Origin of the sequence: Rhodococcus sp. SB1D, from assembly GCF_048573875.1 — a bacterium.
GTDB classification, from domain to species: domain Bacteria; phylum Actinomycetota; class Actinomycetes; order Mycobacteriales; family Mycobacteriaceae; genus Rhodococcus_F; species Rhodococcus_F qingshengii.
Window position 1 is genome coordinate 465,571 of the sequence record NZ_JBMAIQ010000003.1, and the last position, 24,590, is coordinate 490,160.

A 24,590-nucleotide genomic window follows, 5' to 3' on the forward strand; every position below is an offset into this window, starting at 1 on the left:
CGTTCAGGCTGCTGTGGGTGGGCTGTTCCCGCCGATCGGATGCTGATACGGATCGATCGACATCGGTGGGTAGAACACCGTTTTTCGATCGGGGCCGATCTCGACCCGCCATTCGGTGTGGTGCAGTGTCCGATGATGGTGACCGCACAACAAGATCAGGTTGTCGAGATCTGTTGGGCCACCATCGTTCCAGTGAACAATATGATGGGCATCGCACCACCCCGACGGTGTCCCGCATCCCGGAAACGCACACCCACCATCACGAACCGCCAACGCCCGCCGCTGGGGTACCGTCGCGGTCCTTGCTTCTTTGCCGCAGTCGAGCGGAACACCGTTCTCATCCAACAAAATTCGCGTCACGGTGCAGTCGCACGCCAACATCCGCGCGGTATCGATACTGATGGGGCCCACCCAATCCGTCCACGCGAAACCCAGTTCCTGAGTCGACGGCAAGAGGTCTTTCAACGCTTGCAGGTCCGTCATGTCTTTCGCCGACGCAGTCACCGTGATGTGCGGTTTCACCCCGCCCTCGATCGGACCCAACCCCGCCCGCTCGTACCGCCGCAACAATTCGCAGAACCCGTCCGCACGCCGTAATGCCGGCGTACGGGTGTCCTTCACGCCGCCCTTCTCCGGCGTCGGAGCCGACAGACTCGACAACAACGTGATCAACCGGGCCCCGTTGATCGCATCCAGATCACCCTTCACAGTGACCCGCCCGTACAAGCCTTTCGAGGCGTAGAACTCGTTACGCTCCGAATCCTCACCCACCGGGACCCCGTCCTCACGCTTGCCGTACTGCTTCTCGATCCGCCGGATCGCCGCCCGCACCGCATCACAATCGGCGATGTTCTTCGACGCCAAACCGAGCAAGATCCCGCGAGCCTTGTCCACATCCGCCAGGGTCATGTTCTTCGGCGGATGCTGACAAAACGACGCCACCTGCCGCGCCTTCAACGCATCAACATCACCACGATGAAACGCATCCGCCACCACGGGTTCGAGCATCAACAACCGCGCCAACCCGACCAGCAGACTGCACTCACCGATCTCCAGATTCGTCGAACCATGCAACCACTGCGCGATCGCCCGAAAACCCTTCCCGCCGAGAACCTCCCGGGAAAACATCTCCACGATCAGCAACACCATCCGCGACTGCAACTCGTGCCGGACACGCACCAGATCCAGAACCTCACCCTTGAGGCCCTCATCATCCAGTTGCCACGCTTCCCGACTGCCCATGCCGAAAGTCTAATCGAACATAGTTTCGAATACAAGGGATGGAGACCCGAAACTAGATGCTAATCAACAACTTTCGCATTCCAGGCGAAACGGGCAGGTTCTTGGGTCGCGGGAGTTGCCGCAACTCCGCCACCGATAAAGGGCCGGACAAGATCCAGCGGCAAGGGGAAGACAACGGTGGAGTTGTTCTCACTACCGATCTCGTGAAGCGTCTGTAGATAACGCAACTGCAGGGTGGTCGGATTGCGGCTGATCACCTCGGCCGCCTCGGCGAGCTTGGCCGAAGCCTGAAACTCGGCGTCGGCGTTGATGATCTTGGCTCGCCGCTCTCGTTCGGCCTCTGCTTGCCTGGCGATGGCGCGCTGCATGTTGGCCGGAATCTCGACGTCCTTGATCTCGACGGTCGTGACCTTGACTCCCCACGGCTCGGTCTGCTGATCGATGACCTTCTGCAAGTCCTCGTTGAGGCGTTCACGTTCGGAGAGCAGCGAGTCCAACTCAGCTTTACCGAGAATGGAGCGCAGTGTGGTCTGGGCGATCTGTGAGGTGGCGGCCAGAAAATCCTCGACCTCGACTATCGAACGGTCAGCGTCGACGACCCGAAAGTACGTGACGGCGGTGACCTTCACGGGGACGTTGTCGCGAGTGATCACTTCTTGGACCGGTATCTTCAGCGTGACGGTTCGCAGACTGACCCGCTCCATGCGATCGATCGCCGGCACCAGAATCACCAGACCAGGACCCTTCAAGGTGATCAGTCGACCGAGGCGGAACACCACCGCGCGCTCGTACTCGCGCAGAACTCTCACCGACATGCCCACAAGGACTGCAATCAGCACGACAAACACGGACAACACGACAAGCACGGTGGTCATAGCGGCAGCTCCCACGGTTCACGACGGCGCACTTTCAGAGTCAGGCCTCGAACCTGCTCTACGACAACGGATTCGCCCACGGCAGGCACAGAATCGTCGTACCCGAATTCCATTCGAGCACGCCATAATCCGCCGTCGAGCTCGACCTGACCCTGCGCACCGGTCCAACTGCGAACGGTCGCGTCCGAGCCGACAAGAGATTCCGTCCCCGTACGCACGGGAGCGCGGCGCGCGGTAAGCGCTTTTCGACTCGCTACCGCCACCACGCCCAGGCCGACTACCGCGACCCCCGCCGTCACCGGGATCGCGATCAATTGCCCGATACCGTCGGACGTGAAGAGCATCCACACGCCGGCACCGATCATGAGTGCTCCAAGCGCACCGAGCACCCCCGCGGTTGGGGCATGCGCCTCGACCACGACCAACAGGACGCCCAGCAACAGGGCAACGACACCGATCGTCGTCATCACTCGTCTCCACGCTCGCGAGGACGCGGTCACGTCGCGTAGCCATTGTGTGATCGCGCCCTCGACTTCAACGGTAATCACGTTCGGCCGGATCTGCCACAAGCGCTTTCACATCACGTCAGAGAAGGACCTCACCGATCTGTCGTGCAGTCACCTTGGCAAGGTCGGCGAGAAACGGAATCCGTTCGTCGATCATCAGCTCGACCGGACCACGAAGCCCGAGAGCGTAACGCACAGTGCCAGATCCATCGATGATCGGAATTCCGATCGTTCGGAAATCCGGGGTCAACTCCTCGTCGTTGAATCCGTATCCTCGCTCGCGAGTCAGTTCCAGTTCCCGGCGGATACCGGCAACATCGGTGATCGCGCGCTGGGTGGTCGCTTCACGTGGCAGAGCAGCAAGTTCGGAGTCGTCGACATCGGACCAAGCCAGAAAGGCCTTCCCCAGTGCGCTCGCATGCAAGGGAAGGCGAACACCCTGGAGCACGTGCCCGTCGGCCTCGCGCCACCGACTGAATCCGAGCAACACCACCTCACTTCCGCTTCGCACTGCCAGGGAAGCGGATGCTCCTGTCGTCGCGGCCAATTGCTCCAAGTAGGGCTCGGACAGATAGATCCGATGCTGCCGGTAGGAGACCTGTCCGTAAGCCGCCAGCGCCGCGCCGATGCGATACCGACTGGTTGCGTCGTCCTTCTCGAGAAATCCCGCGTCGACGAGCGACTGCAGCAATCGATGCGTGGTGCTGACCGCAAGCTCTTGTCGCCGCGCAACTTCCGAGACTCCCAGTTCTTCGCCACTGCGAAAACATGTGAGCATGGTCAGGGCACGGGTTACCGTCTGAACTCCCGCGCCGCGTGCGTCCGTCACGAACGATCCTTTCGCTGTGGCCTGATCGACCTGAGAATCGGACGCTAACACGGACCCAGCAGTCCGGCCATCCTTTCCATCAGATGGAAAGGAACCAAACGTGGACCTACAAAAGCCCAGATGAACAGACTTCCGATGTTGTCAAGATTTCCAATCTCCAGAAAACAAACGGGGGTAAAACGGACAGGCACCCAATAGCGTCATCGTCGTCAGTTCTGACGATTCAACGCCTGAAGGAGCCACATACATGTCCCGCTTCCGCCGACTGCCACGAGCTGCCGCTGCGCTCGCCATGATCCCGCTGGCCGGGTTGGCGGTGGCGTGTGGGTCTTCCGATTCCGACAGCGCCGCAGGCAATTCCAGCGCAGACTTCACGCTCAAGGTCTTCGATCCCGGAAACTCCGGTGCCATCGCCGTCGGCAAGCGTGACGGAACCTACGACGAGGCTCTGGCACCGCTGGGCGCAAAGATCGAATGGGTCAAGACCACACCGGGATTCAGCTCCAACCTCAAACTCTTCAACAGCGGTGAACTCGACATCCAAACCGGCGCATACAGTCCCGTCGTCGGCGCACTGTCCAAGGACGTGGGTGTCCGCATCTTCGCCACGTCCGACCCGTACAACAAGGACCAGGCCGGCATCATCGCCACTCCGGAGTCCGGCATCAAGACCGTCACAGATCTGGCCGGCAAGCGCATTGCCGTCAACCCTGCAGGCAAGGGCGAGTACATCACGCTCAAGGCCCTGACGCAGGCCGGAGTGCCGATCGATTCCGTCGAACGTGTTCCGCTGCAACAGGCTGACGCGGCGTCGGCGTTCTCCACCGGGCAGGTCGACGCGTGGGCATCGTTCCTGATTCCGTATCAGGAGGCCAAGGCCAAGGGCGCGGTCGAGATCGCAACCGAGGCGAGCATCGACTCCGTGGACAGCACCATCATCGCCGGCCGCACCGTAGTACTCGAAGAGCATCCCGAAGTGGTCCAGAAGTTCCTCGAGGTCACCCAGGAACTCACCGCGAAGCAGCAGGCCGACCCGGCAGCATTCGAGAACGTCTTCGAACAGACCGGTCCGCGCGCACTCTCCGGACAGCGACTCGACGACGCGATCACCCTGGGCGGCCAGATCACCAACTTCCGCTACCCGACTGCAGCCGACGCTACCGACCTCGAATCGATCTCCACGTTGTTCGCCGACAACAAGGTGATCCAGCAGCCGATCAAGGGCAGTGACGTGATCTTCGACCTCCAGGGTGCTGTGGCAGGTTCGGCAGCGGCAGCACCCACCACCGAGGGGAAGTGACCCGATGGTGACGCTGACCCGGCCCGCACGAACTGCGTCGCCGTCAGTGGAGCATCCGCAACTCGAAACGCCCCGCTACCGCCGCAATCGCAGCAGGCCCAAGTGGGTCTCGATCCCACTCCGCTTCCTCGTGCCCGCGCTGCTGGTTGCCGGATGGTGGATCGGATCCGCTACCGGACTGATCCGCGAAGAGATCCTGGCCGGACCTCCGGCGGTGTGGACGGCATTCGCCGAGCTGTACCAGTCGGGTCAGTTGGTCGACTTCGGTCTCGCGTCGCTTCAACGTGCCGCACTCGGTGTTTCGGTCGGTGTGATCGTCGGATTGGTGCTCGGGGTTCTGTCCGGTCTCTCCTCGCTCGGCGAAGAACTGATCGACTCGACCATGCAGATCAACCGCGCGGTTCCGTTCCTCGCGCTCGTTCCGTTGTTCATCGCCTGGTTCGGTATCGACGAAACCTTCAAGGTAGTCCTGATCGCCGTCGCGACCGTCGCCCCCATGTACGCGTACACCTACCTGGGAGTGCGCGGAGTCGATCGCAAGATGGTGGAAGCGGCACAAGGTTTCGGCCTGACGGGTTGGCGACTGGTGTTCGGAGCAATTCTTTCGACCGCCCTCCCCGGTGTTCTGATGGGGCTTCGAATCTGCCTGTCGCTCAGCATCACCGGATTGATCGCCGCCGAGCAGGTCGGCACACGTGAGGGCATCGGATATCTGGTCACCCTGGCGCAGGAATACAACCGCACCGACTACATGGTTCTGTGCATCGTCATGTACGCGGCACTGGGACTCATCTTCGACGCAATCGTCAGACTGATCGAGCGGTACTCCATGCCGTGGCGGAGATTGTCGGTGGCGCGATGACGAATACAACCATCGGCTCGCTGCCATCCACCGAAGCACCTCTGCCGCCGTTGGCAGCCCGTGAGCGGACCGGCACCACCGCGGCCGAGCGACGTGCCGGATCACCGGTAGCGGTCTCGCTCACCGGAGTGCGTAAGTCGTTCGGTGACAAGACTGTTCTAGGTGGTATCGACCTCGAGATCACGCGCGGCGAGTTCGTCGTTCTCCTCGGCCCCAGCGGCACCGGCAAGACGACCCTGTTGCGAGTGCTCTCCGGTTTGGAAGCACCGGACAGCGGCGAGGTGCTGGTTCCGCGCGACCGCACGGTTGTCTACCAGGAACCGCGATTGATCCCGTCGAAGCGAGTTCTGGCCAATGTCACAGTCGGACAGAAACGGTCACGTCAGGTGACCGACAATGCACGCAACGCACTCGCCGAGGTCAACCTCGCGGACAAGCACCGCGCCTGGCCGGCCACCCTCTCCGGCGGCGAGGCCCAACGCGTCGCATTGGCTCGTGCTCTGGTTCGCGAACCTGAACTATTACTGCTCGACGAACCGTTCGCAGCCCTCGACGCTTTGACCAGGCTCCAAATGCAAGACTTGGTAGGCGATCTGGTCGCCCGCCACCGTCCGGCAGTACTGCTCGTCACGCACGACGTCGACGAAGCCGTACGACTTGCCGACCGTGTGCTCATCCTCGACAAGGGCGGGTTTGCCGTGGATGTCGACATCGACCTACCACGCCCCCGCGATCGGAACGATCCCGAATCTCTGCGCTACCGAGCGAGTTTCCTGAAGGAACTCGGCGTCGGTCGCACCTTCCCCGACGGACAGGACAGTCATGACATTGATCGCTGATTCCGCAATCGACACACTCTGGTACACCCGCTGCCCCGTTCCCACCGCCAGCGGCCTCGCCAACAGTCTCGGTTGGCTCGACCGGACGGCAAACGAATCCGGAGTGCGTTTCGGCGTACTGCAAGATGCCGGACCGGAATTGGCAGTGCGCCATTTCGATCACCACCTCTCCGGACTCATTCGCGAAGGCGGCAACGTCCCCGCACTGGCCGCGCGTGCCAGTGGTTCTCCGACGAGGCTCATCGGGCTCACCTGGATCGACGAGGCCCAGGCAATCCTGGTGCGCGGAGACTCCGACATCCGAGAAGCCGGTCTTCTGGCAGGCGCTCGGATCGGCATCCCGGCCTGGGCGGCAGATCAGGCCAGGAGCTTCCCCCGTGCCATGGCCCTGCACGGCTTCGCCTCCGCACTTCGACTCGGCGAGTTGAGTTTTGCCGACGTCACTCTCGTCGAGGTTGCGACGACGGCGGCCCCCGAGGTCCGCACCGCCTCGTCCACCCGCAACACGACGTGGGGCGTCGAATCCCTGCTACGCGGCGACGTCGACGCAATCTACGTCAAGGGCGCCCGAGCCCAGGAAGTTGCCCGCGAACACGGTCTCGCGGTGGCCGTCGATCTCGATTCCACTGCTTCCCTGCGTGATCGCGTCAACAACGGCACCCCACGACCGATCACAGTTCACGCCGATCTACTCGAACAGCGCCCGGACATCGTCGTGGGTTTCCTTGCCGAGAGCCTGAGAGCGGCGGACTGGGCCGCAGCCAACATCGACGAGGTCCGAGCCGTTCTGCAAACCGAAACACAGTCGGGGCCCGAAGGTGTGGTGGCAGCGTACGGCGAGAACTTCCACACCGGACTGCATTTGAGCCTGTCTGACGAGCGTGTGGACCTGCTCGGCGTGCAGAAACAATTCCTGTATGCGCACGGCTTCCTTGCCGCCGACTTCGACCTGCAGTCCTGGGTGGCGCACGAACCACTGGAACAGGCACGCAACCTTGTTGCGCAGAAGGGCACAGCAGAATGACGGACGTCTACTGGGAGCTACCGTCTCGCGGTGACGGACGCCGGGCGGTGGCCGCACTGAACAGTCGCGGCGGCTTCGGGCCGCAGCGACCGACTACCGTCGCGACCGATGTTCGTCCCGGAAACTTCGGGCCCTTCGACGAATTGGCACAGATCGTTCTCGCCGCCGAACTGTCGGGCGTCGACGGCGTTGTCGCACCGTACGATCCGAATGGCGAAGAATCCTGGATCGTTGCAGCCGCCGCCCTACGTCAGACGCGTCATTCGCGAGTGGTCGTGGAGTTTCACCCCACTTTCGGCACCCCCGTCTACGCCGCCAAAATGTCGGCGACACTTCAGCGCCTGTCGGCAGGTCGTCTCGAATGGCGAGTGAAGGTAGAGACGGACCCCGAAGACGCCGCTGCTCGCGGCGACGTGGTTCGAGGAGCCGACAGCTACGCGCGCGCCGCGGAGTTCCTGACCGTGGCCCGTGGCGTATGGAACGAGGAGCAGATTCTCCCTGGCGGATTCGGCGGTACGGGTTACGACTTCGACGGCGAATACTACGACGTACTCGGCGGCGGATTCCGAGGCATCTTGTCGGGACTCCGTTTTCCCCGAGTACATCTGACCGGGGACTCGCCGGAAGCTCTGGAACTCTCGGCCCACCATGCCGATGTCCATCAGTTCACCCTTGCCGGCGACGAGTTGTCGACACGGATCACCACCCTCGACGACCGAGCATCCGAACTCGGCAGGACCGTCGAGAAGGTCCTGCGCATCCCGATCATCGCGAGGGAAACAGCGGACGAAGCCTGGGCTCGCGTCGAACGGCAACTGAGAGAAGCCGATTCCGCTGCACTCGAGATCGATCGGGGCGGCATCCTGTGGTCCGGATTCGACCGCATCGGCTACGAGCACAGTATCGGCCTCGTCGGAAGCTACGAGGAGGTGGCGCAGCGATTGTCGTCGTATCGCGATATCGGTGTGGACGGTTTCGTCTTGTCCGGTCGGCCACACATCGAAGAGCTGCACCGGGCGGGCGAGCATCTCCTGCACCTGGTCGATCCCGAGGGTCGGATTCGCAAGGAAGAGAAGGCCACCACAGAAGAGAAGGCCACCGCATGAGCATCGATTTCTATTGGCGGATCGGGATGGAAGGCGACCACGCGTCGCTGCGTACTCCGCGTCGCTACAACCGCGGCGATGCCGGTGGATACGGGCCGGGCAACATTGCTCCCGCGATCCGCGGCGGCGAATTGGACGGATACAGCTACATCGACCACATGGCAGCGGTGGCAAAGGCTTCCGAGTCCGCAGGGTTCCTCGGTGGACTTCTGCCGTCCTTCCCGATGACCGAGGATCCGTGGGCGACCGCAGCAGCGTTGGCCGCCGAGACCACCACCTACCGTTTCATGGTTGCGTTCCAACCGGGGTTCCTTCACCCGGTCCAGGCAGCGCGGATGTCGGCCAGTCTGCAGCGAGCAACCGGCGGACGTCTGGTTTACAACATCATCAGTGGTGGAGGCGGAGCGCCTCAGCTGTGGTGGGGCGACAAAGTCGACCACGACGATCGCTACACCAGGACGTCCGAGTTCCTCGATGTCCTCAAAGGTGTGTGGGACGGTGAACCTTTCGACTTCGACGGTCGCTTCTTCCAAACCCACGGCGCTGCACTGCCACCCGGGCTTGCCGGCCAACCGTTTCCCGAGGTGTACTTCTCCGGATCTTCGGCCGCAGCCGTCGCCGCCGCCGGACTGCACTCCGATTACTACCTTTCCTGGCTGGAACCGTACGCCGATCTGAGAGCCAAGATCGACGGCGTGCGGGAGAACTCGGCCAAACTGGGACGCACGCCGAAATTCGCCGTACGCATCGACGTCGTAGCCCGGCACACCGAAGAAGCCGCGTGGGCCGAGATCGAGAAAGGCTGGGCCTTCGTCGACAAGGGGGCCGCCGACCGTGCAGCCCAGGGTGACTCGGTGGGCGCCGCCCGCATCAAAGGCTGGGTACCCGAACACATCACCGGCTACCGAGATCTGGAAGTGCAACCCAACGTGTGGTGCGGCTTCAGCCTCATCCGCGGCGGACCGGCGTTCGGACTGGTCGGCAGTTACGAGCAGGTCGCCGAAAGACTCGACGAGCTGCGCGAACTGGGCGTCGACGCCTTCATCCTCGCCGGTAACCCGCATCTCGAAGAGGCATACCGCGTCGGCGAAGAAGTTCTTCCCCTCCTGCAGCGCACCCCGATCACACCTTCTGGACTGGAGACTCGATGACCACCACCGAAACTCGACTCGACACCGATACCGCAGCATTCGTCGAAGAAGCTCGCAAAGCAGCAGACAAAGCATTCGACGTCTTCCGCAAGACCGGAACCGTTGCAGCCAACGGGACCGTCAACTTCGTCGAACGAGTACCCGGCACCGAAATCGCGGTCGCCCTGAACGATCCGGGACCGTGGGCGAACGATCCGTCGGTGTCACCGGTTGTCGCCACCTTCGATGGAGAGGTGCTGTCCGGCAACGGATCGGCCGGATTTGTCACCGGCTACGCATCGGTCTTCCGTCAGCATCCGGAAATCACCAGCGTTGTCCACATCCACACACCGTGGCTCGGCGGTTGGGCACAGACACATCGGACGCTACCCATCCGCTATGCGGCTTCGCAGAGGCTGACGCTCTCCCGAGAGATTCCGCCGCACATCGATCGGTCCCGTTCTGCAGGCGATTTCATTCTCGAGCGTCTCGAACACGATCCCGATCTGGTGGCGATCTTCGAAGCCAACGGCGGGGTCAACGTCATCGGCCGCAGCGGGTTGCTCGACCTCGCGAAGTTCGTCGTCCTCCTCGAGGAGGGCGCACAGTTCCAGGCGATCGCCGAATCCCTCGGCGGTTCGGTCGAATTCGATCCGTCCAACCTCGCCGTGCAGTGGGGCCGCAGCGGACTCGCCGACGAGGCGCGTCGACGCGGCCTCATCTAGACACCCCCATCACTGATTCAGAACAGGAAACCGTAGATCTCATGACCGTTCGCGTCGGATACTTCCCACACAACAATTCGCTGTTCGTACTGCGCCACACCGGAATCCTCGAACGCCGTCTCCCCGATGTCGAGTGGGTGGACCTGCGTGAGCTTCCCGCCAAGCCTGCAGTGAACCCGGAAAACGCCTTGCCGACCCTGCACTCGGACTGGCTGTTCGAGGAGGGCGGATACGACGTGATCGGAACCGGATTCACGCCGCCCGTCACCGGATTGGCCCAGGGCCGCGATCTCGTCTACATCGGAATCTCCGGCCCCCGCGTGGAGAACGGGCGCCTGGTAGTCAAGGCAGAGTCCGAGATCAACACGGTTGAGGACCTGCGTGGCAAGCGCGTCGGCATCGCGCACGGATCGTGGCAGACCACACTTCTGTTGTTCGCCTTGGATCAGGCGGGGCTGACCTGGTCCGACATCGTCCCTGTCGACACCGACGTACGCGGTGGTGGAGCGGACCTCGTCGACGGCACCATCGATGCCTGGGTTGGCGCGTACCCGGGGCTGACGGACATCGAAGCGAACCACGAACTGCGCACGCTGATCGCCACCGACGGACTCTTCAGCCACCCCTCACTGTGGTTCACCCGGCGCGATTTCGCGGATACCAACCCGGAGGCCCTCCAGGCGATCATCGAGGCCCTGCAGGAATCCGACGCCTGGATCGAAGCCAACCCCCGCGAAGCCGCCCAGGTCTTCGTCGACGACGTCGAGAAGCGTGGCGGGTCCGCGAGCCTCGATGCCTGGGAAGCTGCACTGCGCGGACGTCCTTTCGGCGTCAACCCTGTCACCGACGAGTTCCTGGACGAGCAGCAGCGCGCGGCCGATCTCCTGCTGAGCAACGGACTACTGCCGAAAGCGGTCACCGTCCGCGAAGCAGTCGTGCCGTGGATCAGCGAGTTCGTCGGTTCGGATCGTTCGTCGATCTGAGGACCCACTCCTGACAGATCCGCTTCACACGTGACAGATACCGAACGGTCTGCCATTGTGAAGGAATGCGGCGGCGCGTGGGTGAGAGTTGGTCCACGCGACCAGTCTCAGGGGTAACCCCTGGGTCGGCCAGAAGAATTGGATACTGCGTCCACCGGCGTTCGGCACGCTCCGCGTGCTTGCCGCCGCACCGGACAAAGGATTTGGTCACCCCGCCCCGTCGCATCCCGGAGTCGAATCATGCGTGACTTCGAGCTCGATCCCGAGTTGGCGCGTCGTCTGGCCGTTGCGGCCGCTGACGCTCCGTGGACCCTCAGCGGCCTCGAGGAGGCATTCGGAACCGTCTTCGGCGTTTCCCCGACGCTCCTGGCCGTGCGCGTTCTCGACCTCATGCCCGCTCCACCGTTCGAACCGCAGACTCTGTATCGATTGCTTCGCGAACTACCTCGCCTGCGGCCTGTTCCTCTCTCACTGGACACCAATGAAACCTCGGTGTGGCGGTTCGACGTTCCCCGCTACAACACCAGTGTGGACCTGGCTCGTTCACTGGATCTGACGATCTCCGAACTCGAGTGGTTCGCCGACCGAGGGGAATGGCTCCGCACGAAACCCCGACCGCTACGCCACTACCGGCCGATGCAGATCAGCAAGAAGGCCGGCGCTCGCCTCCTCGAGGTACCGAAACCCCGATTGCGCGAAATTCAGCGGAAGATCCTGCGCCGCATCCTCGACCTGGTGCCCCCGCACGACGCGGCACACGGATTTGTCCGTGGTCGAAGCCCTCTGACTTTTGCAGCGCCGCACGCACAGTCGGAAATCGTGATCGGCGCGGACCTCGCGCAGTTCTTCCCTTCGATCAGCGGCAGCCGCGTTCATGCCGTCTTCGCCGCCCTCGGCTATCCACCCGCAGTGGCAGGCGTTCTCACCGGATTGTGCACTGTTGCAACGCCTGCCGATACCCTGCGCGGCCTACCGTATGCACAGGCATCACAGCTACGCACCGCGCATCTTCCGCAAGGCGCACCCACTTCTCCTGCACTGGCGAATCTCGTCGCACGCAAACTCGACATCCGCTTGAGTGGACTCGCACAAGCGAACTGGCTCACCTACACCCGATACGCCGACGACCTCGCGTTCTCCGGAATCGAAGTAGCCGACGTCGGCACCCTCCTCTGGACGGTCGAGCAGATCGCCAGAGACGAAGGGTTTGCCATCCATCCACGAAAGACCAAGGTGATGCGCCCTCATCGACGCCAACACCTCACCGGGCTGGTGATCAACGACCAACCCTCGTATCCGCGCGACGACTACGATCGCTTGCGCGCCCTGCTGCACAATGCCGCCACTACTTCTGCGCAGGAACAGAATCGGGATGGCGTGGAGAACTTCCGCGCCCACATCTACGGCCGGATCGCGCACATCGGCGAAACCAGCACGACACGCCGACGCACATTGCTGCGCCTGGCTGAACGTGTGGATTGGGACGGTTAGTGCCCGCGAGCAGTCAGACCCGCGGGGTGTAGGCCATGCATTCGACTTCCATGTGCGCACCCAGCGCCAGTCCGTCTGTTCCGAACGCACTGCGGGCCGGCAGTCTCGACGCCGGGAAGTACTCGAGGTAGACCTTGTTGAACTCCTGCCAACGTGACATGTCGTCAAGCATGACAGTGCATTTGAAGATCGCTTCGACACCGGAACCGTAGGCGATCAGCGAAGCCACGATATTCTCCATCGTCTGGCGAGCCTGCGCTTCGAAGCCGTCTGCCAAGGTCCCGTCGGGAAGCATGCCGATCTGACCCGACAGATACAGAACGTCTCCGACGCGCACTCCGGTGGAGAACGGCGTATCGAAAGCGGATGGGATGAACTCGACGGTCTGAGATGAATCCATTAGATCTCCTCGGAGTTGGAATATGCGTGACGAGTTGGCGTTTCAGTGCACTGGGCGCGCACGAACATCGGCCAGGAAGTGCGCCACCAACTCGTTCCACGCGTGTGGGTCCTCGAAGTAGGGGGAGTGGCCGCGGTCGGCAAGCTCGACCACTTCGGCGTGAGGCAGGAACTCGGCGGCGCCGCGAATCCGCTCGGGTGTCATCAAATCGTCCAGCTCACCTGCGATCAGGAGAACCGGCGCAGCCACCGCCGCGAGTTCGGCCACCGAATAGTTGTGGGCCTTGAGAATTCGGAAGAACTCGGTGTCAGGTGGGCGATGGCCGAAGGTGCCGAGAGCTTGGTACAGGTATGCCCTCGCCATGTCCAAGCTCGGCAACCGTCCGCCCACAGCGGGATGCTCCCCCAGGGGCCGCGCGGTGACGGGTACTGCGGTGAGGGGAGGTGCGCTGTCCGGACCGAATCCGACGGGAATGCCGCCGGTCGTGCAGGCCAGGACTACCGACTCCACCCGGTCCGGAACAGCGATCGCGGTCCCCAATGCGGCCCAACCGCCCATCGACTGGCCGACCACGTGCGCTCGATCAACCGCCAACAGGTCCATGATTTCGATCAGATCAGAGACTGCCGCTACCGGGCCGTGGTTGCCGTTCTCGTTGGTAGAGCGGCCGAATCCTCGCTGATCCCAGCTGATCACCCGATAGTGCTGAGCGAAGTAGGGCACCTGCTGGTACCAGACGGCCGCATTTCCGCCGAGACCGTGCGTGAGAATCAGATCCGGGCCCTCGCCGGCAGTCTCGTACCAGACCCGTTCGCCGTCTGCGACGGTGATGAAGCCCTCGGTCCGTGAAATCATCCTTATTCTCCTGTGTCGGACGGGCGCTTGCCCGAAGTGTGGTCAGTGAGGAGTTGCTGCACTTCATCGGTGGCCCGCAGCAGGTGTTCTTCGACCATTCGCGTCGTCTTCGCATCGAAGTCGGTATCGAAACCGATCACCGTCAACGCACAGAGCGGAGACCCCTTGCGGGAAGACACTGCACGCGAGACCGAACCGATGATGTCCTGAGATCGTTTGTGGACAACGGCGAATCCGGTTTTCTGCGTCTCGGCGATGTCGGCGAGAAAGCCGGTGGGTCCTTCCAGCGGATAGCCGCTCTTCTCCACCATCGCCAGGTAGGGCGCCCGGGTGTTGTCCTCGAGTGCCGCCACCAACGCGAGCGGACCCGCGAACCGGTGCGGCGGAAGCAGATCCCCGAGCATCCGAGTGATCATCTTGAGTCTCTCGGGACGCAGCGCCGCGATGATCCGCGTCCCGCCGCTCTCGAGAACCTGCAGATTCACCATCATGTCCGTGCTCTCGGACAGCACCCGCATGGTCGGATCGCACAAGGCCGCCAACGAATGCGCTGCCGCTTCGTGGGAAACCTGCAGTGCAGCCGGGCCGGGGAGATAGCGACCGTCGTAGCGGAAGACCCAACCACGGTTCGCGAGTTCTCCGAGCACTCGGTGCGCAGTCGGGCGGAGCATCCCGACTTCTTCTGCCAGTTCGCTGAGCTTCATCGGCGTGGTCGAGCGCGCGATGGCCTCGAGTAGATCCAACGCTTTGTCGACGGCGGACGCAGAACCCTTCGTCATCCGATCCCCTCCCGGTGCCGTGGATGTACCCGGCGATCCGAAATCTCGTGTTCTTGGAAAACCCTTGGCATTCGTCTTGGAAATTACTATAGTCACAACAATCGTTCCGGCGTACGGAATTCTTTGAGCTTCTTCACCTTCCCACCGGATTACCGGCAAGGAAGTCATATCTTTCCCAGCGAGAGGTTTTCGGACATGACGGTTGGACTTACCCTTCGGTCGACACCACGGTTCAGAGTTGTTGCCCTAGCCGCGGTCGCGACCGCGGCATTGGCACTGACAGGCTGTTCGAGCGACGCCACGGCCTCCGACGACGGGGGCACCCAGACCACCACGATTCGAATCGCACCTCAGCCGATCGCGGACTTCGCACCGATTTGGCTCGGCATGGAGCAGGGGTACTTCACCGATGAGGGACTCGACATCCAACTCGTGGAGGGCGGCGCTAGTTCCTCGGCTCAAATTCCGTTGTTGCTCAGCGGAAATGCAGATATGGCAGCCACGACTGCCGCTGCCGCAATTCAGGCACGGAGCCAGAACATGCCCGTCACCATTGTCGGCGGGCTCACGAATTTTGCCGCAAATGACAGCGTCGACCAGTCCGGTCTCGTGGTCGCCAAGGACAGTTCCATCAGCGGCTTCCGTGACCTCGAAGGCAAGACCGTCGCGATCAGCGGTTTGAAGTCCGTCAGCGAAGCAGTCATCTCTGCCGCGGTGGAGAAATCCGGCGGAGCAGCGAACAAGGTCTCGTTCATTCAGGCGCCCATGCCCAACCTCGGCGACCTGGTTTCCACCGGCGGGGCCGACGCGGCATTCCTCATCGATCCGTTCCTGAGTAAAGCAACCGACTCGGGGCTGAAGATCCTCGGCCACCCCTTCCCCTTGGCCGCACCCGGTGTACCGGGGACCTCGCTGGTCGCTTCGGAATCGTTTGTCAATGCGAACCCTGACTCACTCGCGAAATTCCGTACCGCGCTTGCCAAATCAGTTGACTACGCCAATCAGAATCCGGGCGCGGTCAAGGCTGCACTCTCGACACAAGCCAAGATTCCGCTCGAAATGCTGGCCAACAGCAAGAATCCTCAGTTCGTCGCAGTAGTGGAACCGGGTGCTCTCGGCACGGAGATCGAACTGCTGGTCAAGTACGGGGTACTGACGGATTCGGTCGAGGCCGAATCCCTGCTGACCCCGGCCAACTGAGTTGTCCGCCTTGACAACCCTGCAGACTCGCCGCAGGCAGGTTCTGCTCGGTCGGCTGCTGACGCTCTTCGCGTTGGCAGCCGCCTGGCAGATCTTCGGAATGCTCGGCGACGAGGACGTCAAAGGTATTCCGAAGTTCAGCGACGTGGCAGTGGCCTTTGTGAACGAGCTCGGCACGTCCTCGTTGTGGACATCACTGGGACAAACGGTGACCACCACGGCGATCGGATTGGCGCTGTGCCTGGTGATCGGAATCCCGGCAGGGCTGCTGCTCGCCGCGCACCCGTTCCTGACGGTCTCCTCCCGCTTCGTCATCGACTTCTGCCGAACCGTTCCGCCGCTCGCAATCATTCCGCTCTTTCTGCTGATCATGGGCCCGACGCAACGGATGGCGGTGGCACTGATCGTGGCAGTAAGTGTGTGGCCGATTCTGCTCCAGACGATTCACGGTGTGCGCAACGTCGACCCGGAACTGCTGGCCACCGCACGATCCTTCCGACTTCCACTGTGGCGCAGGCTCGCTCTCGTCGTCGCACCGGCGTCGATGCCCTACATCTTCACCGGGATTCGCATCTCGGCAACACTGAGCTTGCTGCTGACCATCGGTGCAGAATTGATCGCCGGCGTGCCGGGACTCGGTAAGGAGATCCTGCTGAGCCAATCCGTTCCCGATCGAATGTTCGCACTGATCATCGTCGCCGGACTACTCGGAATGCTGCTCGCCTTCGCCGTGATGGCGATCGAGAATCGTTTACTTGCCTGGCATTACATCCCGAGGAGGATGACGACGTGAAGATGATGTCAGGACTTCGACTCCTCGCGTGGGAGTTGTGGCTGCCGATCTTGATCGTCGTCGTATGGTACTTCGGTTCGGAGTCGAGCAAGTCGCCTTACTTCCCGCCGCTGTCACGTATCTGGAAAGCGTTTGTGGACAACTGGTTCGGTCCGGGATTCGCCCACGACGTCGTACCGAGCTTGACCAACCTTGCCTTCGGTCTCGCCGTGGCACTGGCGGTCGGCGTCGGTGCCGGTCTCCTGCTGGCACTGTTCCCGCTGGCTGCCGACATTGCCGATCCGTTTCTCCAGTTCTTCCGCGCTATTCCGGCGCTGGCCGTATTACCCGCACTTTTCATCGTTTTCGGAACCGGTTCGACGGGTAACGTTGCCGCCATCGCCTTCGGCGCGGTCTGGCCGATACTCCTCAACACCCTCGACGGCATTCGCTCCATCGACCCGAGTATCCGATTGGTGGCGCGCAGCTACCGGATCCGTACACCCCTCCTGGTGACGCAGGTACTCCTCCCCGGAGCGATGCCGCAGATAACAGTCGGTATCCGCACCAGTCTCGCGATCGGTGTCGTCATCATGGTCGGAAGCGAAATGTACGTCTCCACTGCAGGAATCGGTCACTTCGTGATCGTCGCGCAACAGACCTTCGCGATCGCCGACATGTGGTCCGGAATTCTCCTGCTGGGAATCATCGGATACGTGCTCAACCTCGGATACGGCGTGATCGAACGATGGTTGCTCAGATGGCAGCCGCGGACCCACGACGCTCTCGCAGTGAAAGGAAACTGATGTCATCCACAGAATCTGCGGCATCGAAACCCGCAGTCGAACTGAGCGGCCTCGGGGTGACCTACGGCGGTCCCACCGGCCGCGAAGTGCTCCGCGGCATCGATCTGTCCGTTGCACCCGGAGAAATCGTCTGCATCGTCGGCCATTCCGGCATCGGCAAGAGCACGCTGATTCGTTGCATCGCCGGTCTGCAGAAGCCGACCACCGGTGAGGTCCGCATCGCCGGGATCGCGATCGATGCACCGCCGGCCACGCTGGCTCTCGTGTCACAGGACTACGGACGCACACTGATGCCGTGGCTTCGAGTGGGCGAGAACGTTCGCCTGCCGCTACGGGGCAACGGTCTGGCGCGGAAGGTTCAGAACGAGAGGGTTAGCGATGCACTTGCCGTTGTCGGTCTAGGCGGTGCTGCGCGTTCCTACCCCTGGCAGTTGTCCGGCGGAATGCAGCAGAGAGTGGCGATAGCTCGCGCTCTCGCCTATCGGCCGCAGGTACTCCTCATGGACGAACCCTTCGCGTCGGTCGATGCGCAGACCCGCGCGGAACTCGAAGACCTGCTGCTGACGCTTCAGCGTGATCTTGGCATCACCGTCCTCCTCGTCACCCACGACGTCGACGAATCGGTGTACCTGTCCGATCGAGTGGTCGTCCTCGGCGGAACTCCGGCATTGATGCAGGACATCGTCGACGTCCCGTTGACCGGAGCTCGAGATCAACTGACCACCAAGGCAGACCCACTGTTCATCGAGTGCCGTACCAGGGTCCTGTCCGCGATCCAGCAGTCGAAGGTGGTGGCGCCCGTGTCGTAAGCGCCTCGCCTAGGCTGGCTCCGTGATCCTTCTCCTCATCGGCCTCGCGCTGCTCGGATTCTGCGGCTACCGGTTCAGGCAGGATCGACGGAGGCTGAGCAACGGCGTCTACCTACTTCTCGGACTGATCTTCACCGGTCTGTGGATGTTGCAGTCGGGTGCGCCGGGAACCGAGGTCCCGTCGTTCGTCATCGCGACGATCGCTCTGCTCTCGCCGTTGCTGGTGCTCATGCTTGCAGGATTCCTGATCGTCAACGGAGTCACGATGCTGCGGCGCGAGGGATTCAGCGTCGCGAATCTGCTCTCACTCGTCGCCGGACTCGGCCTGCTCGTTCCCTACGTGTTGCTCGCATCAGCGCTGCTGACGCAGAGATATTGGCTCGCAGTCGTTCTCGGTTCGTTCAGCCTGGTCGCGTCGTACCTGGGGTTTCTGTTCACGAGCTTTCTGCTCTACTCCTACGTCTACGGACGCCAGAAGTACCAGCCCGGAATGGACGCGATAGTGGTTCACGGCGCCGGGCTTTCGGGCGCCGACGTGACGCCCCTGCTTGCCAGCCGTCTGGACAAGGCGGCCGACGTCTTTCGCGCCGAGGTCCGCGAAGGACGTTCACCACTGTTGGTCGTGAGCGGCGGGAAGGGTTCGGACGAGGTGGTCAGCGAGGCGGAGGCAATGTGCGTCTACCTCGTCGATCACGGGATACCGCGCGAGAGCGTGATTCTCGAGGACCGCTCGACCACCACGCTCGAGAACCTCGAGTACACCAGGGACCTTCTCCGTGCCAACACCACGAAGCCTCGAATGGTGCTGGTCACCAGCAACTTCCACATCCTCCGAACTGCGACGTTTGCCCGAAGCCTCGATCTGGATGCGGAAGTCATCGGTTCCCACACCGCCCGGTACTACCTGCCGAGCGCCATTCTGCGCGAGTTCGCCGCCGTCACCGTGGAGCACAAGTGGCTCAACGGAACGGTCTGCCTGATCCTGGCCGCCCTGCCCCCACTGGTGGTCTGGGCGGCAGGAGGCATTTCGTAGCCGGATTCAGCGAATCAGGCTCTCGACGGCCATCGGTCGGCGACCCAGAAGCAGTTCGACGGCCGCGCTGCCGGCAAGAAAATCGTGGTGGTTGTAGAACTCGAACATCACCGCCAGACGCGAGCTGGCGTTGACGTCAAGGCTGCTGCCGATCTGTTCGCGCCATTGATCCACGCTGATCTGATCTATCGCGACGGTCCGTGACGTCTGCTTTTCCACCATCTGTGCCACCTCCATGACGCTTAGAGCTTGCGGGCCGCCCACCTCGTACGTCGCTCCGTGATGTTCACCCGAGCCCTCGCTCAGTACGACCGCGGCAACAGCCGCCACGTCCGCCAGACTCACGAACGAGAACTTCGTTTCCGCGCTGTACGGCAGGACGATGGTGTCAGATCGGCCCGTGAGTACCGCCTCGAAATTCTGCGCGTACGCACACGGTTGCAGCACAGTCCATTTCAAGGGTGAACGATGCAGTTCGTCCTCACACCTGGCTTTGTCCAGGTGATGCGGCATGGACGGGCTGAACGGCCACGCGACGGAGTGATAGACAAAGTGCTCCACTCCCGCCGATGCCGCTGCCGTCAGCGCATTGCGAAGCAGTGCGGGCTCGTCGGGATGGACGTTCGGGGCAATGAAGTACACGCCTCGGCACCCGGCGAGCGCCTTGCGCAGTCCGCTTCCGGTTTCCAGTTCTACCTCGAAGTCCCCGTCGACACGCGCCTTTCGCACCAGTCGCCGAACTGTCACGCTCGGCGGCAGTGCGGCGACGACGGCCTCACCGGTCTTACCCGCGGCGCCGATCACCGCGATGTCGGCGCCGCGAGCAATTCCGTTCTCCATGAGAGTTTTCCGTCCTAGACGTAGTCGTAGACCGCTGAGGTGGCGCCACCCGAAAGCTGCGCGTAGCCCGGACCCCGATCGAAGAAGGGCTCGTTCTCACCGCGTTCCGAGCGCAACTGATCCCGCAACTCCGTGGTAGCAGCCTCGTCGACGGTCGGCTCGTCACCCTCGATCATGACGACAACGCCGTAGTCGTCGCGTGCACCCTCGACGGAAACCTTGCGCCACTGAATGTCTCGCAAGACCTCTTCGGTCGGGCGCTCCAGTGGATCTCCCCAACCGCCACCACCGGTGGTGCGAATCCGTACGACCTCGCCGGCCTTGATCGGCTCGGCATCGGTCAGCGCGTCGAACTCACGCTCGTTCGGTCCACCCGGATCCAGGACGACGGAGAACGGCCGACCGGCCTTGCCGCCCTTGACTCCCCAGCAGGCGAGGATCGAACGGTCCGCGATGGACATGAAGTGAGCATCCTTGAGCATGCGGATGTGCTTCTCGTATCCCAGGCCGCCCCGGTAGCGTCCGGCTCCGCCGGAATCCATGGCCAGACCGAGCTTTTCGACGATGAAGGGGAAACGGCTCTCGGTGAATTCGGTCGGCAGGTTCCGTGAATCGGGAACGACGTGAATCGTGTCCTCGCCGTCGGCGTAGTAGCGTCCGCCGGAACCGCCGCCGAGCACCTCACGCATGAGGTACGAGTGACCCTCGAAGTCCTCACCGTAAACGCCGGTGTACCTGATGGTCTCCTGATCGGCGGGCATGTTGCCGTCCACAGCCTTGGCGACGACGCCGGCCAGCACTCCGAGCAGACGGAGGATGACGAACGTGCGCGCGTTGGTGGGGGCAGGGAAGATCGGGGTGATCAGTGTTCCCTTTTCGGGGAACTTCATCTCGATCAGCGGTACGACGCCCTCGTTGACATCCAGTTCGGCCATGCGCTCCGGGGTGTCCGCGAGGTTACGCAGAATCGGGGCCAACCACTTGATGAGGAAGTTTCCGTCCGCGTAGTCACCGCAGTGGTTGATCGGGCCCTTTGCCTGCGGTCCGGTTCCGTTGAAGTCCAGGATGAGTCGCTCGCCGCCCTCGTCCTCCGGCCGCGTCTTCGTGAGCGTGATGCGCTGGATGTGGAGCATCGGCTCGTCGACGCCGTCGTGCTCGGCGTAGTCCTCCCACGTGTACTCACCGACCGGGATCTTGCTGAGGATCTCGCGGCGGTACGTCTCGGTGGTCGCGTCCATCATCGCGTCGAAGCACGACTCGACGGTGTCGACGCCGTAGCGCTCGAACAATTCGGTGAGTCGACGCGCACCCATCAGGCACGCCGAGCACTCGGCGTCGAGGTCAGCTGCGAGGGCGTCCGGCATGCGGGAGTTACGCGTCATGATGCGCAGCGCCGCCTCGTTGGGAACTCCCTGGTCCCACAGTTTGATCGGCGGAACCATCAGTCCCTCTTCGTACACCGTGGTGGCGCCGGACGGCATGGAGCCGGGGCAGCAACCGCCGATGTCGTCGTGGTGACCGAATGCCTGAACGAACGCAACAACCTTCGGCTCGGCATCGGGAGTGACGCGGGCGAAGACAGGCACCGTGACGCAGAGGTCGGGGAGATGGCCGATGCCACCTTCGGACAGGTAGACGTCGTTGTGGAAGTACACGTCTCCCGGCTTCATCGTCTCGAGTGGGAAGTCCCGGGCGATCGGATGCACCAGCGCGGAATACGAACGGCCCGTGAGCTTGCGGAGGTTCCGGTCGTGAATACCGGCGCGGAAATCGTGAGCGTCACGGATCATCGGTGAGCGCGAGGTGCGCGAAATGGAGGTCTCGACCTCCATTTCCACGCTGGCGAGGTAACCGGCGACGATCTCGACCAAAATCGGATCAGGTGACGCGCCGTCGGTAGCGGTGAGTCGGTACGGCTTGGCCGCGGTGGCAGCAGCAGCATCGAGAATGGCGGTCATCACTTCACTCCGTTCGAGTCGGAAGACTTCGAGATACGAATGTTCCCGAAGGTGTCGATACGTGCCGAGAATCCGGGATGGATCGGGACAGTCGAGCTGAACTCCTCGATCACGGCCGGTCCTTCGATGACGTCACCCGCACCGAGCAGTGTGCGATCGTAGGTGGCCGTTTCGACCCAGCTGTCGAAATACGATTGACGCGAACCGGTTCGAGCGGTGTCGGCGCCGGTGCCGGCCGGGATCTCCTTGAGCGTCGGACGCTTGATCGGGCCGATGCCACTCACGCGCAGGTTGACCCATTCCACGTGCTGCGACGGGTCTCCCCGGAAGTCGTAGCCGTACAGCTCGCGGTGCGCCTGGTGGAACGCCTCGGCCGCGTCGTCCATGATCTGCGTCGTGACGGTACCTTCCGCCACCGGGACGCGTACCTCGAAGGCCTGACCGAGGTAACGCAGATCCGCAGTGCGAGAGTACTTGCGCTGCGTCTCGTCGAAACCCTCTTCGGCAAGCGCGATCTCGGCTTCGCCGGCCAGCGCGTCGAACTGGCTCTGCAGGTCTTCAGCCTTCAACCGGTCGTGACGACTGACGTGCGTCTGGACGTAGTCGTTGCGGACATCGACCGTCAGCAGACCGAACGCGGAGACGTTACCCGGATTGAGCGGGACGAGAACGTCTTTCAGACCCAGGATGTCGACGAGACGGCAGGCGAGCAGGGAGCCGGAGCCGCCGAACGTCACGAGGGTGAAGTCGCGAACGTCGAGGCCACGCTTGACGGTGATCTGACGCAGGGCGTTGGCCTGGTTCCATGCCGAGACCTCGAGGACGCCGACCGCGCACTCTTCGAAGCCCAGACTGAGCTGTGTTGCAAGCTCTTCGAGGCCCTTGCGTGCCAATTCCGTGTCGAGAGGAATCTCGCCACCGAGTAGGTGGGGTGGGATGCGACCGAGCAGGACGTGCGCGTCGGTGATGGTCGGTTCGCTGCCGCCCTTGCCGTAGCACAACGGTCCGGGATCGGCGCCGGCCGACTGAGGGCCGACTCGGAGGGTGTGTTCCGGCGTCATCCACGCGATCGACCCACCACCGGCGCCGACGGTCACGACGTCGATCATCGGGATCTTCGACGGGTAGTTGCCTACTCGCCCTTCGGTGGTCAGCGCGGGCTCGCCGCGAACCACGACGGTGACATCCGTCGACGTTCCGCCGCCGTCACAGGTCAACACCTGCTCGACGCCGGCGGCGTCGGCGATCAGCGCAGCACCGAGGGCTCCGGCGGCCGGTCCCGACAGGACTGTCGTAATAGGCTGGTGAACAACCTCTTTGGCCGACAGGACACCGCCGTTGGACTTCATGACGTAGAACGGGATGTCGCGGGGTTCACCGTCGGTGGTCGAGAACTCACGCAGACGATTCGCGATGTTGTTCACGTAGTTGCGGATGTTCGGCTTGACCGCGGCGTCCACGAGTGTGGTGATGGACCGCTCGTATTCGCGGTACTCACGCAGCACCTGGCTCGAGATGCTCACCGTCGCATCGGGGAAAACTTCGAAGAGGATGTCGCGTACGCGCTCCTCGTGCGTCGGATCGGCGTACGAGTGCATGAGGCAGACGCCGATGGTCCGGATCCCGCGGTCCTTGAAGAACTGCGCTGCGCTGCGAACGCTCTCTTCGTCGAGCGGACGAATCTCGCTGCCGTCGAAGGAAAGGCGTCCACCGACGGTGCGTACACGATCGGCGGGGACGATGCGTTCGGGCTTGACCCAGAAGTACGAGTTGCCGTAACCGTCCGGCACCGACTGACGAGCGATCTCGAGAACGTGCTCGTAGCCCTCGGTGGTGATGAAGCCGAGGTTCTCGACCTTGCCTTCGAGCAGCTTGTTCGTCGCTACGGTCGTGCCGTGGCTGACCGCACCGATGGAGTCGCCACTCTCACCGAGCTTGGCGAGTACCTTCTCGATACCGGCGAGAAAGCCCTCGGCGGGGTCCGCCGGGGTGGACGGGGTCTTGGTGGTGACGATGGCGCCGGTTTCGTCGTCCACTGCCACGATGTCGGTGAACGTTCCGCCGGTATCGATACCGACCCGAATCTTCCTGGGTTCCACGCTTCCTCCTGAGATCTTTGGCTCGTCTCGTCTGGTACCGATCGACGGTTGCGGCCTAGCCGGTAAGTGGCTCGTACCTGACGTGTAGAGCTATTCCACAGGTTCGGAAGAGCGGATTCTTTGTCAC

Annotated in this window: 24 protein-coding genes; 14 read left to right on the forward strand and 10 right to left on the reverse strand. The window is 62.7% G+C overall.

Going from position 1 to position 24,590, the window contains the following annotated elements:
- Nucleotides 1-3: 3 nt before the first annotated feature.
- The 4 genes from ACN50D_RS10965 to ACN50D_RS10980 form a co-directional block, all read right to left on the reverse strand.
- Nucleotides 4-1,242 (reverse strand): HNH endonuclease signature motif containing protein, encoded by a 1,239-nt coding sequence (locus tag ACN50D_RS10965; RefSeq protein WP_211921783.1) that lies wholly within the window; start codon nucleotides 1,240-1,242, stop codon nucleotides 4-6.
- 59 nt (nucleotides 1,243-1,301) lie between these two features.
- Entirely contained in the window at nucleotides 1,302-2,117 is an 816-nt protein-coding gene (locus tag ACN50D_RS10970; RefSeq protein ID WP_003946040.1) for a slipin family protein, read from the reverse strand.
- Nucleotides 2,114-2,584, reverse strand: coding sequence for an NfeD family protein (locus ACN50D_RS10975; RefSeq protein WP_064443446.1), 471 nt, complete (start codon nucleotides 2,582-2,584; stop codon nucleotides 2,114-2,116). Before ACN50D_RS10975 ends, ACN50D_RS10970 begins: the two co-directional genes overlap by 4 nt.
- A gap of 118 nt (nucleotides 2,585-2,702) precedes the next feature.
- Nucleotides 2,703-3,452, reverse strand: a complete 750-nt coding sequence (locus ACN50D_RS10980; RefSeq protein ID WP_030537941.1) for an IclR family transcriptional regulator — start codon at nucleotides 3,450-3,452, stop codon at nucleotides 2,703-2,705.
- A 247-nt stretch (nucleotides 3,453-3,699) separates the two neighbouring features.
- Between ACN50D_RS10980 and ACN50D_RS10985 the strand changes: the two genes are divergently transcribed.
- From ACN50D_RS10985 to ACN50D_RS11025, 9 genes are all read left to right on the forward strand, one after another.
- Nucleotides 3,700-4,752 (forward strand): NrtA/SsuA/CpmA family ABC transporter substrate-binding protein, encoded by a 1,053-nt coding sequence (locus ACN50D_RS10985; protein WP_054187223.1) that lies wholly within the window; start codon nucleotides 3,700-3,702, stop codon nucleotides 4,750-4,752.
- A 4-nt stretch (nucleotides 4,753-4,756) separates the two neighbouring features.
- Entirely contained in the window at nucleotides 4,757-5,614 is an 858-nt protein-coding gene (locus ACN50D_RS10990; RefSeq protein ID WP_211921785.1) for an ABC transporter permease, read from the forward strand.
- Nucleotides 5,611-6,453: an ABC transporter ATP-binding protein gene (locus tag ACN50D_RS10995; RefSeq protein ID WP_007735504.1), complete on the forward strand. Its 843-nt coding sequence runs from the start codon at nucleotides 5,611-5,613 to the stop codon at nucleotides 6,451-6,453. The genes ACN50D_RS10990 and ACN50D_RS10995 overlap by 4 nt, the downstream gene beginning before the upstream one ends.
- Nucleotides 6,437-7,477, forward strand: coding sequence for an ABC transporter substrate-binding protein (locus tag ACN50D_RS11000; RefSeq protein WP_007735503.1), 1,041 nt, complete (start codon nucleotides 6,437-6,439; stop codon nucleotides 7,475-7,477). Before ACN50D_RS10995 ends, ACN50D_RS11000 begins: the two co-directional genes overlap by 17 nt.
- Nucleotides 7,474-8,583 carry an LLM class flavin-dependent oxidoreductase gene (locus ACN50D_RS11005; protein WP_211921786.1) on the forward strand — a complete coding sequence of 370 codons (1,110 nt, stop codon included), beginning with the start codon at nucleotides 7,474-7,476 and terminating at the stop codon, nucleotides 8,581-8,583. The genes ACN50D_RS11000 and ACN50D_RS11005 overlap by 4 nt, the downstream gene beginning before the upstream one ends.
- A complete protein-coding gene (locus ACN50D_RS11010) occupies nucleotides 8,580-9,734 on the forward strand; it encodes an LLM class flavin-dependent oxidoreductase (protein WP_003946051.1) in 1,155 nt (384 codons plus the stop codon). Before ACN50D_RS11005 ends, ACN50D_RS11010 begins: the two co-directional genes overlap by 4 nt.
- Complete coding sequence (locus tag ACN50D_RS11015) at nucleotides 9,731-10,438, forward strand: class II aldolase/adducin family protein (RefSeq protein WP_047271865.1); 708 nt, start codon at nucleotides 9,731-9,733, stop codon at nucleotides 10,436-10,438. Before ACN50D_RS11010 ends, ACN50D_RS11015 begins: the two co-directional genes overlap by 4 nt.
- 41 nt (nucleotides 10,439-10,479) lie before the next feature.
- Entirely contained in the window at nucleotides 10,480-11,421 is a 942-nt protein-coding gene (locus tag ACN50D_RS11020; protein ID WP_003946000.1) for an ABC transporter substrate-binding protein, read from the forward strand.
- A gap of 240 nt (nucleotides 11,422-11,661) precedes the next feature.
- Complete coding sequence (locus ACN50D_RS11025) at nucleotides 11,662-12,912, forward strand: reverse transcriptase family protein (protein ID WP_007735500.1); 1,251 nt, start codon at nucleotides 11,662-11,664, stop codon at nucleotides 12,910-12,912.
- A 13-nt stretch (nucleotides 12,913-12,925) separates the two neighbouring features.
- Here the strand turns inward: ACN50D_RS11025 and ACN50D_RS11030 are convergent, their stop codons facing one another.
- From ACN50D_RS11030 to ACN50D_RS11040, 3 genes are read right to left on the reverse strand one after another with little or no spacing between them, the layout of a single operon-like run.
- Nucleotides 12,926-13,312, reverse strand: a complete 387-nt coding sequence (locus ACN50D_RS11030; RefSeq protein WP_211921788.1) for a RidA family protein — start codon at nucleotides 13,310-13,312, stop codon at nucleotides 12,926-12,928.
- 42 nt (nucleotides 13,313-13,354) lie between these two features.
- Complete coding sequence (locus tag ACN50D_RS11035; RefSeq protein ID WP_211921789.1) at nucleotides 13,355-14,167, reverse strand: alpha/beta fold hydrolase; 813 nt, start codon at nucleotides 14,165-14,167, stop codon at nucleotides 13,355-13,357.
- A 2-nt stretch (nucleotides 14,168-14,169) separates the two neighbouring features.
- A complete protein-coding gene (locus tag ACN50D_RS11040; protein ID WP_007735498.1) occupies nucleotides 14,170-14,946 on the reverse strand; it encodes an IclR family transcriptional regulator in 777 nt (258 codons plus the stop codon).
- 195 nt (nucleotides 14,947-15,141) lie between these two features.
- Between ACN50D_RS11040 and ACN50D_RS11045 the strand changes: the two genes are divergently transcribed.
- Genes ACN50D_RS11045 through ACN50D_RS11065 form a run of 5 tightly spaced genes read left to right on the forward strand, consistent with a single transcriptional unit; the run spans nucleotide 15,142 to nucleotide 19,566 of the window.
- On the forward strand, nucleotides 15,142-16,146 hold the full coding sequence (locus ACN50D_RS11045; protein ID WP_054781165.1) for an ABC transporter substrate-binding protein: 1,005 nt from the start codon (nucleotides 15,142-15,144) through the stop codon (nucleotides 16,144-16,146).
- 10 nt (nucleotides 16,147-16,156) lie between these two features.
- A complete protein-coding gene (locus ACN50D_RS11050; protein ID WP_007735497.1) occupies nucleotides 16,157-16,939 on the forward strand; it encodes an ABC transporter permease in 783 nt (260 codons plus the stop codon).
- Between the two features lie 2 nt (nucleotides 16,940-16,941).
- The gene (locus tag ACN50D_RS11055) at nucleotides 16,942-17,724 is read left to right on the forward strand and encodes an ABC transporter permease (RefSeq protein ID WP_202426591.1); all 783 of its coding nucleotides are present in this window, start codon (nucleotides 16,942-16,944) and stop codon (nucleotides 17,722-17,724) included.
- The gene (locus ACN50D_RS11060; RefSeq protein ID WP_030537951.1) at nucleotides 17,724-18,533 is read left to right on the forward strand and encodes an ABC transporter ATP-binding protein; all 810 of its coding nucleotides are present in this window, start codon (nucleotides 17,724-17,726) and stop codon (nucleotides 18,531-18,533) included. The genes ACN50D_RS11055 and ACN50D_RS11060 overlap by 1 nt, the downstream gene beginning before the upstream one ends.
- Nucleotides 18,534-18,555: 22 nt before the next feature.
- A complete protein-coding gene (locus ACN50D_RS11065) occupies nucleotides 18,556-19,566 on the forward strand; it encodes a YdcF family protein (RefSeq protein ID WP_050656900.1) in 1,011 nt (336 codons plus the stop codon).
- Nucleotides 19,567-19,572: 6 nt separating this feature from the next.
- Here ACN50D_RS11065 and ACN50D_RS11070 read toward each other — a convergent pair whose 3' ends face one another.
- The 3 genes from ACN50D_RS11070 to ACN50D_RS11080 are packed head-to-tail and all read right to left on the reverse strand — an operon-like array spanning nucleotide 19,573 to nucleotide 24,463.
- Nucleotides 19,573-20,406 (reverse strand): NmrA family NAD(P)-binding protein, encoded by an 834-nt coding sequence (locus tag ACN50D_RS11070; protein ID WP_125052440.1) that lies wholly within the window; start codon nucleotides 20,404-20,406, stop codon nucleotides 19,573-19,575.
- A 14-nt stretch (nucleotides 20,407-20,420) separates the two neighbouring features.
- Nucleotides 20,421-22,364, reverse strand: coding sequence for a hydantoinase B/oxoprolinase family protein (locus ACN50D_RS11075; RefSeq protein WP_125052442.1), 1,944 nt, complete (start codon nucleotides 22,362-22,364; stop codon nucleotides 20,421-20,423).
- Nucleotides 22,364-24,463, reverse strand: a complete 2,100-nt coding sequence (locus ACN50D_RS11080) for a hydantoinase/oxoprolinase family protein (RefSeq protein ID WP_007735491.1) — start codon at nucleotides 24,461-24,463, stop codon at nucleotides 22,364-22,366. The genes ACN50D_RS11075 and ACN50D_RS11080 overlap by 1 nt, the downstream gene beginning before the upstream one ends.
- Nucleotides 24,464-24,590 lie beyond the last annotated feature (127 nt).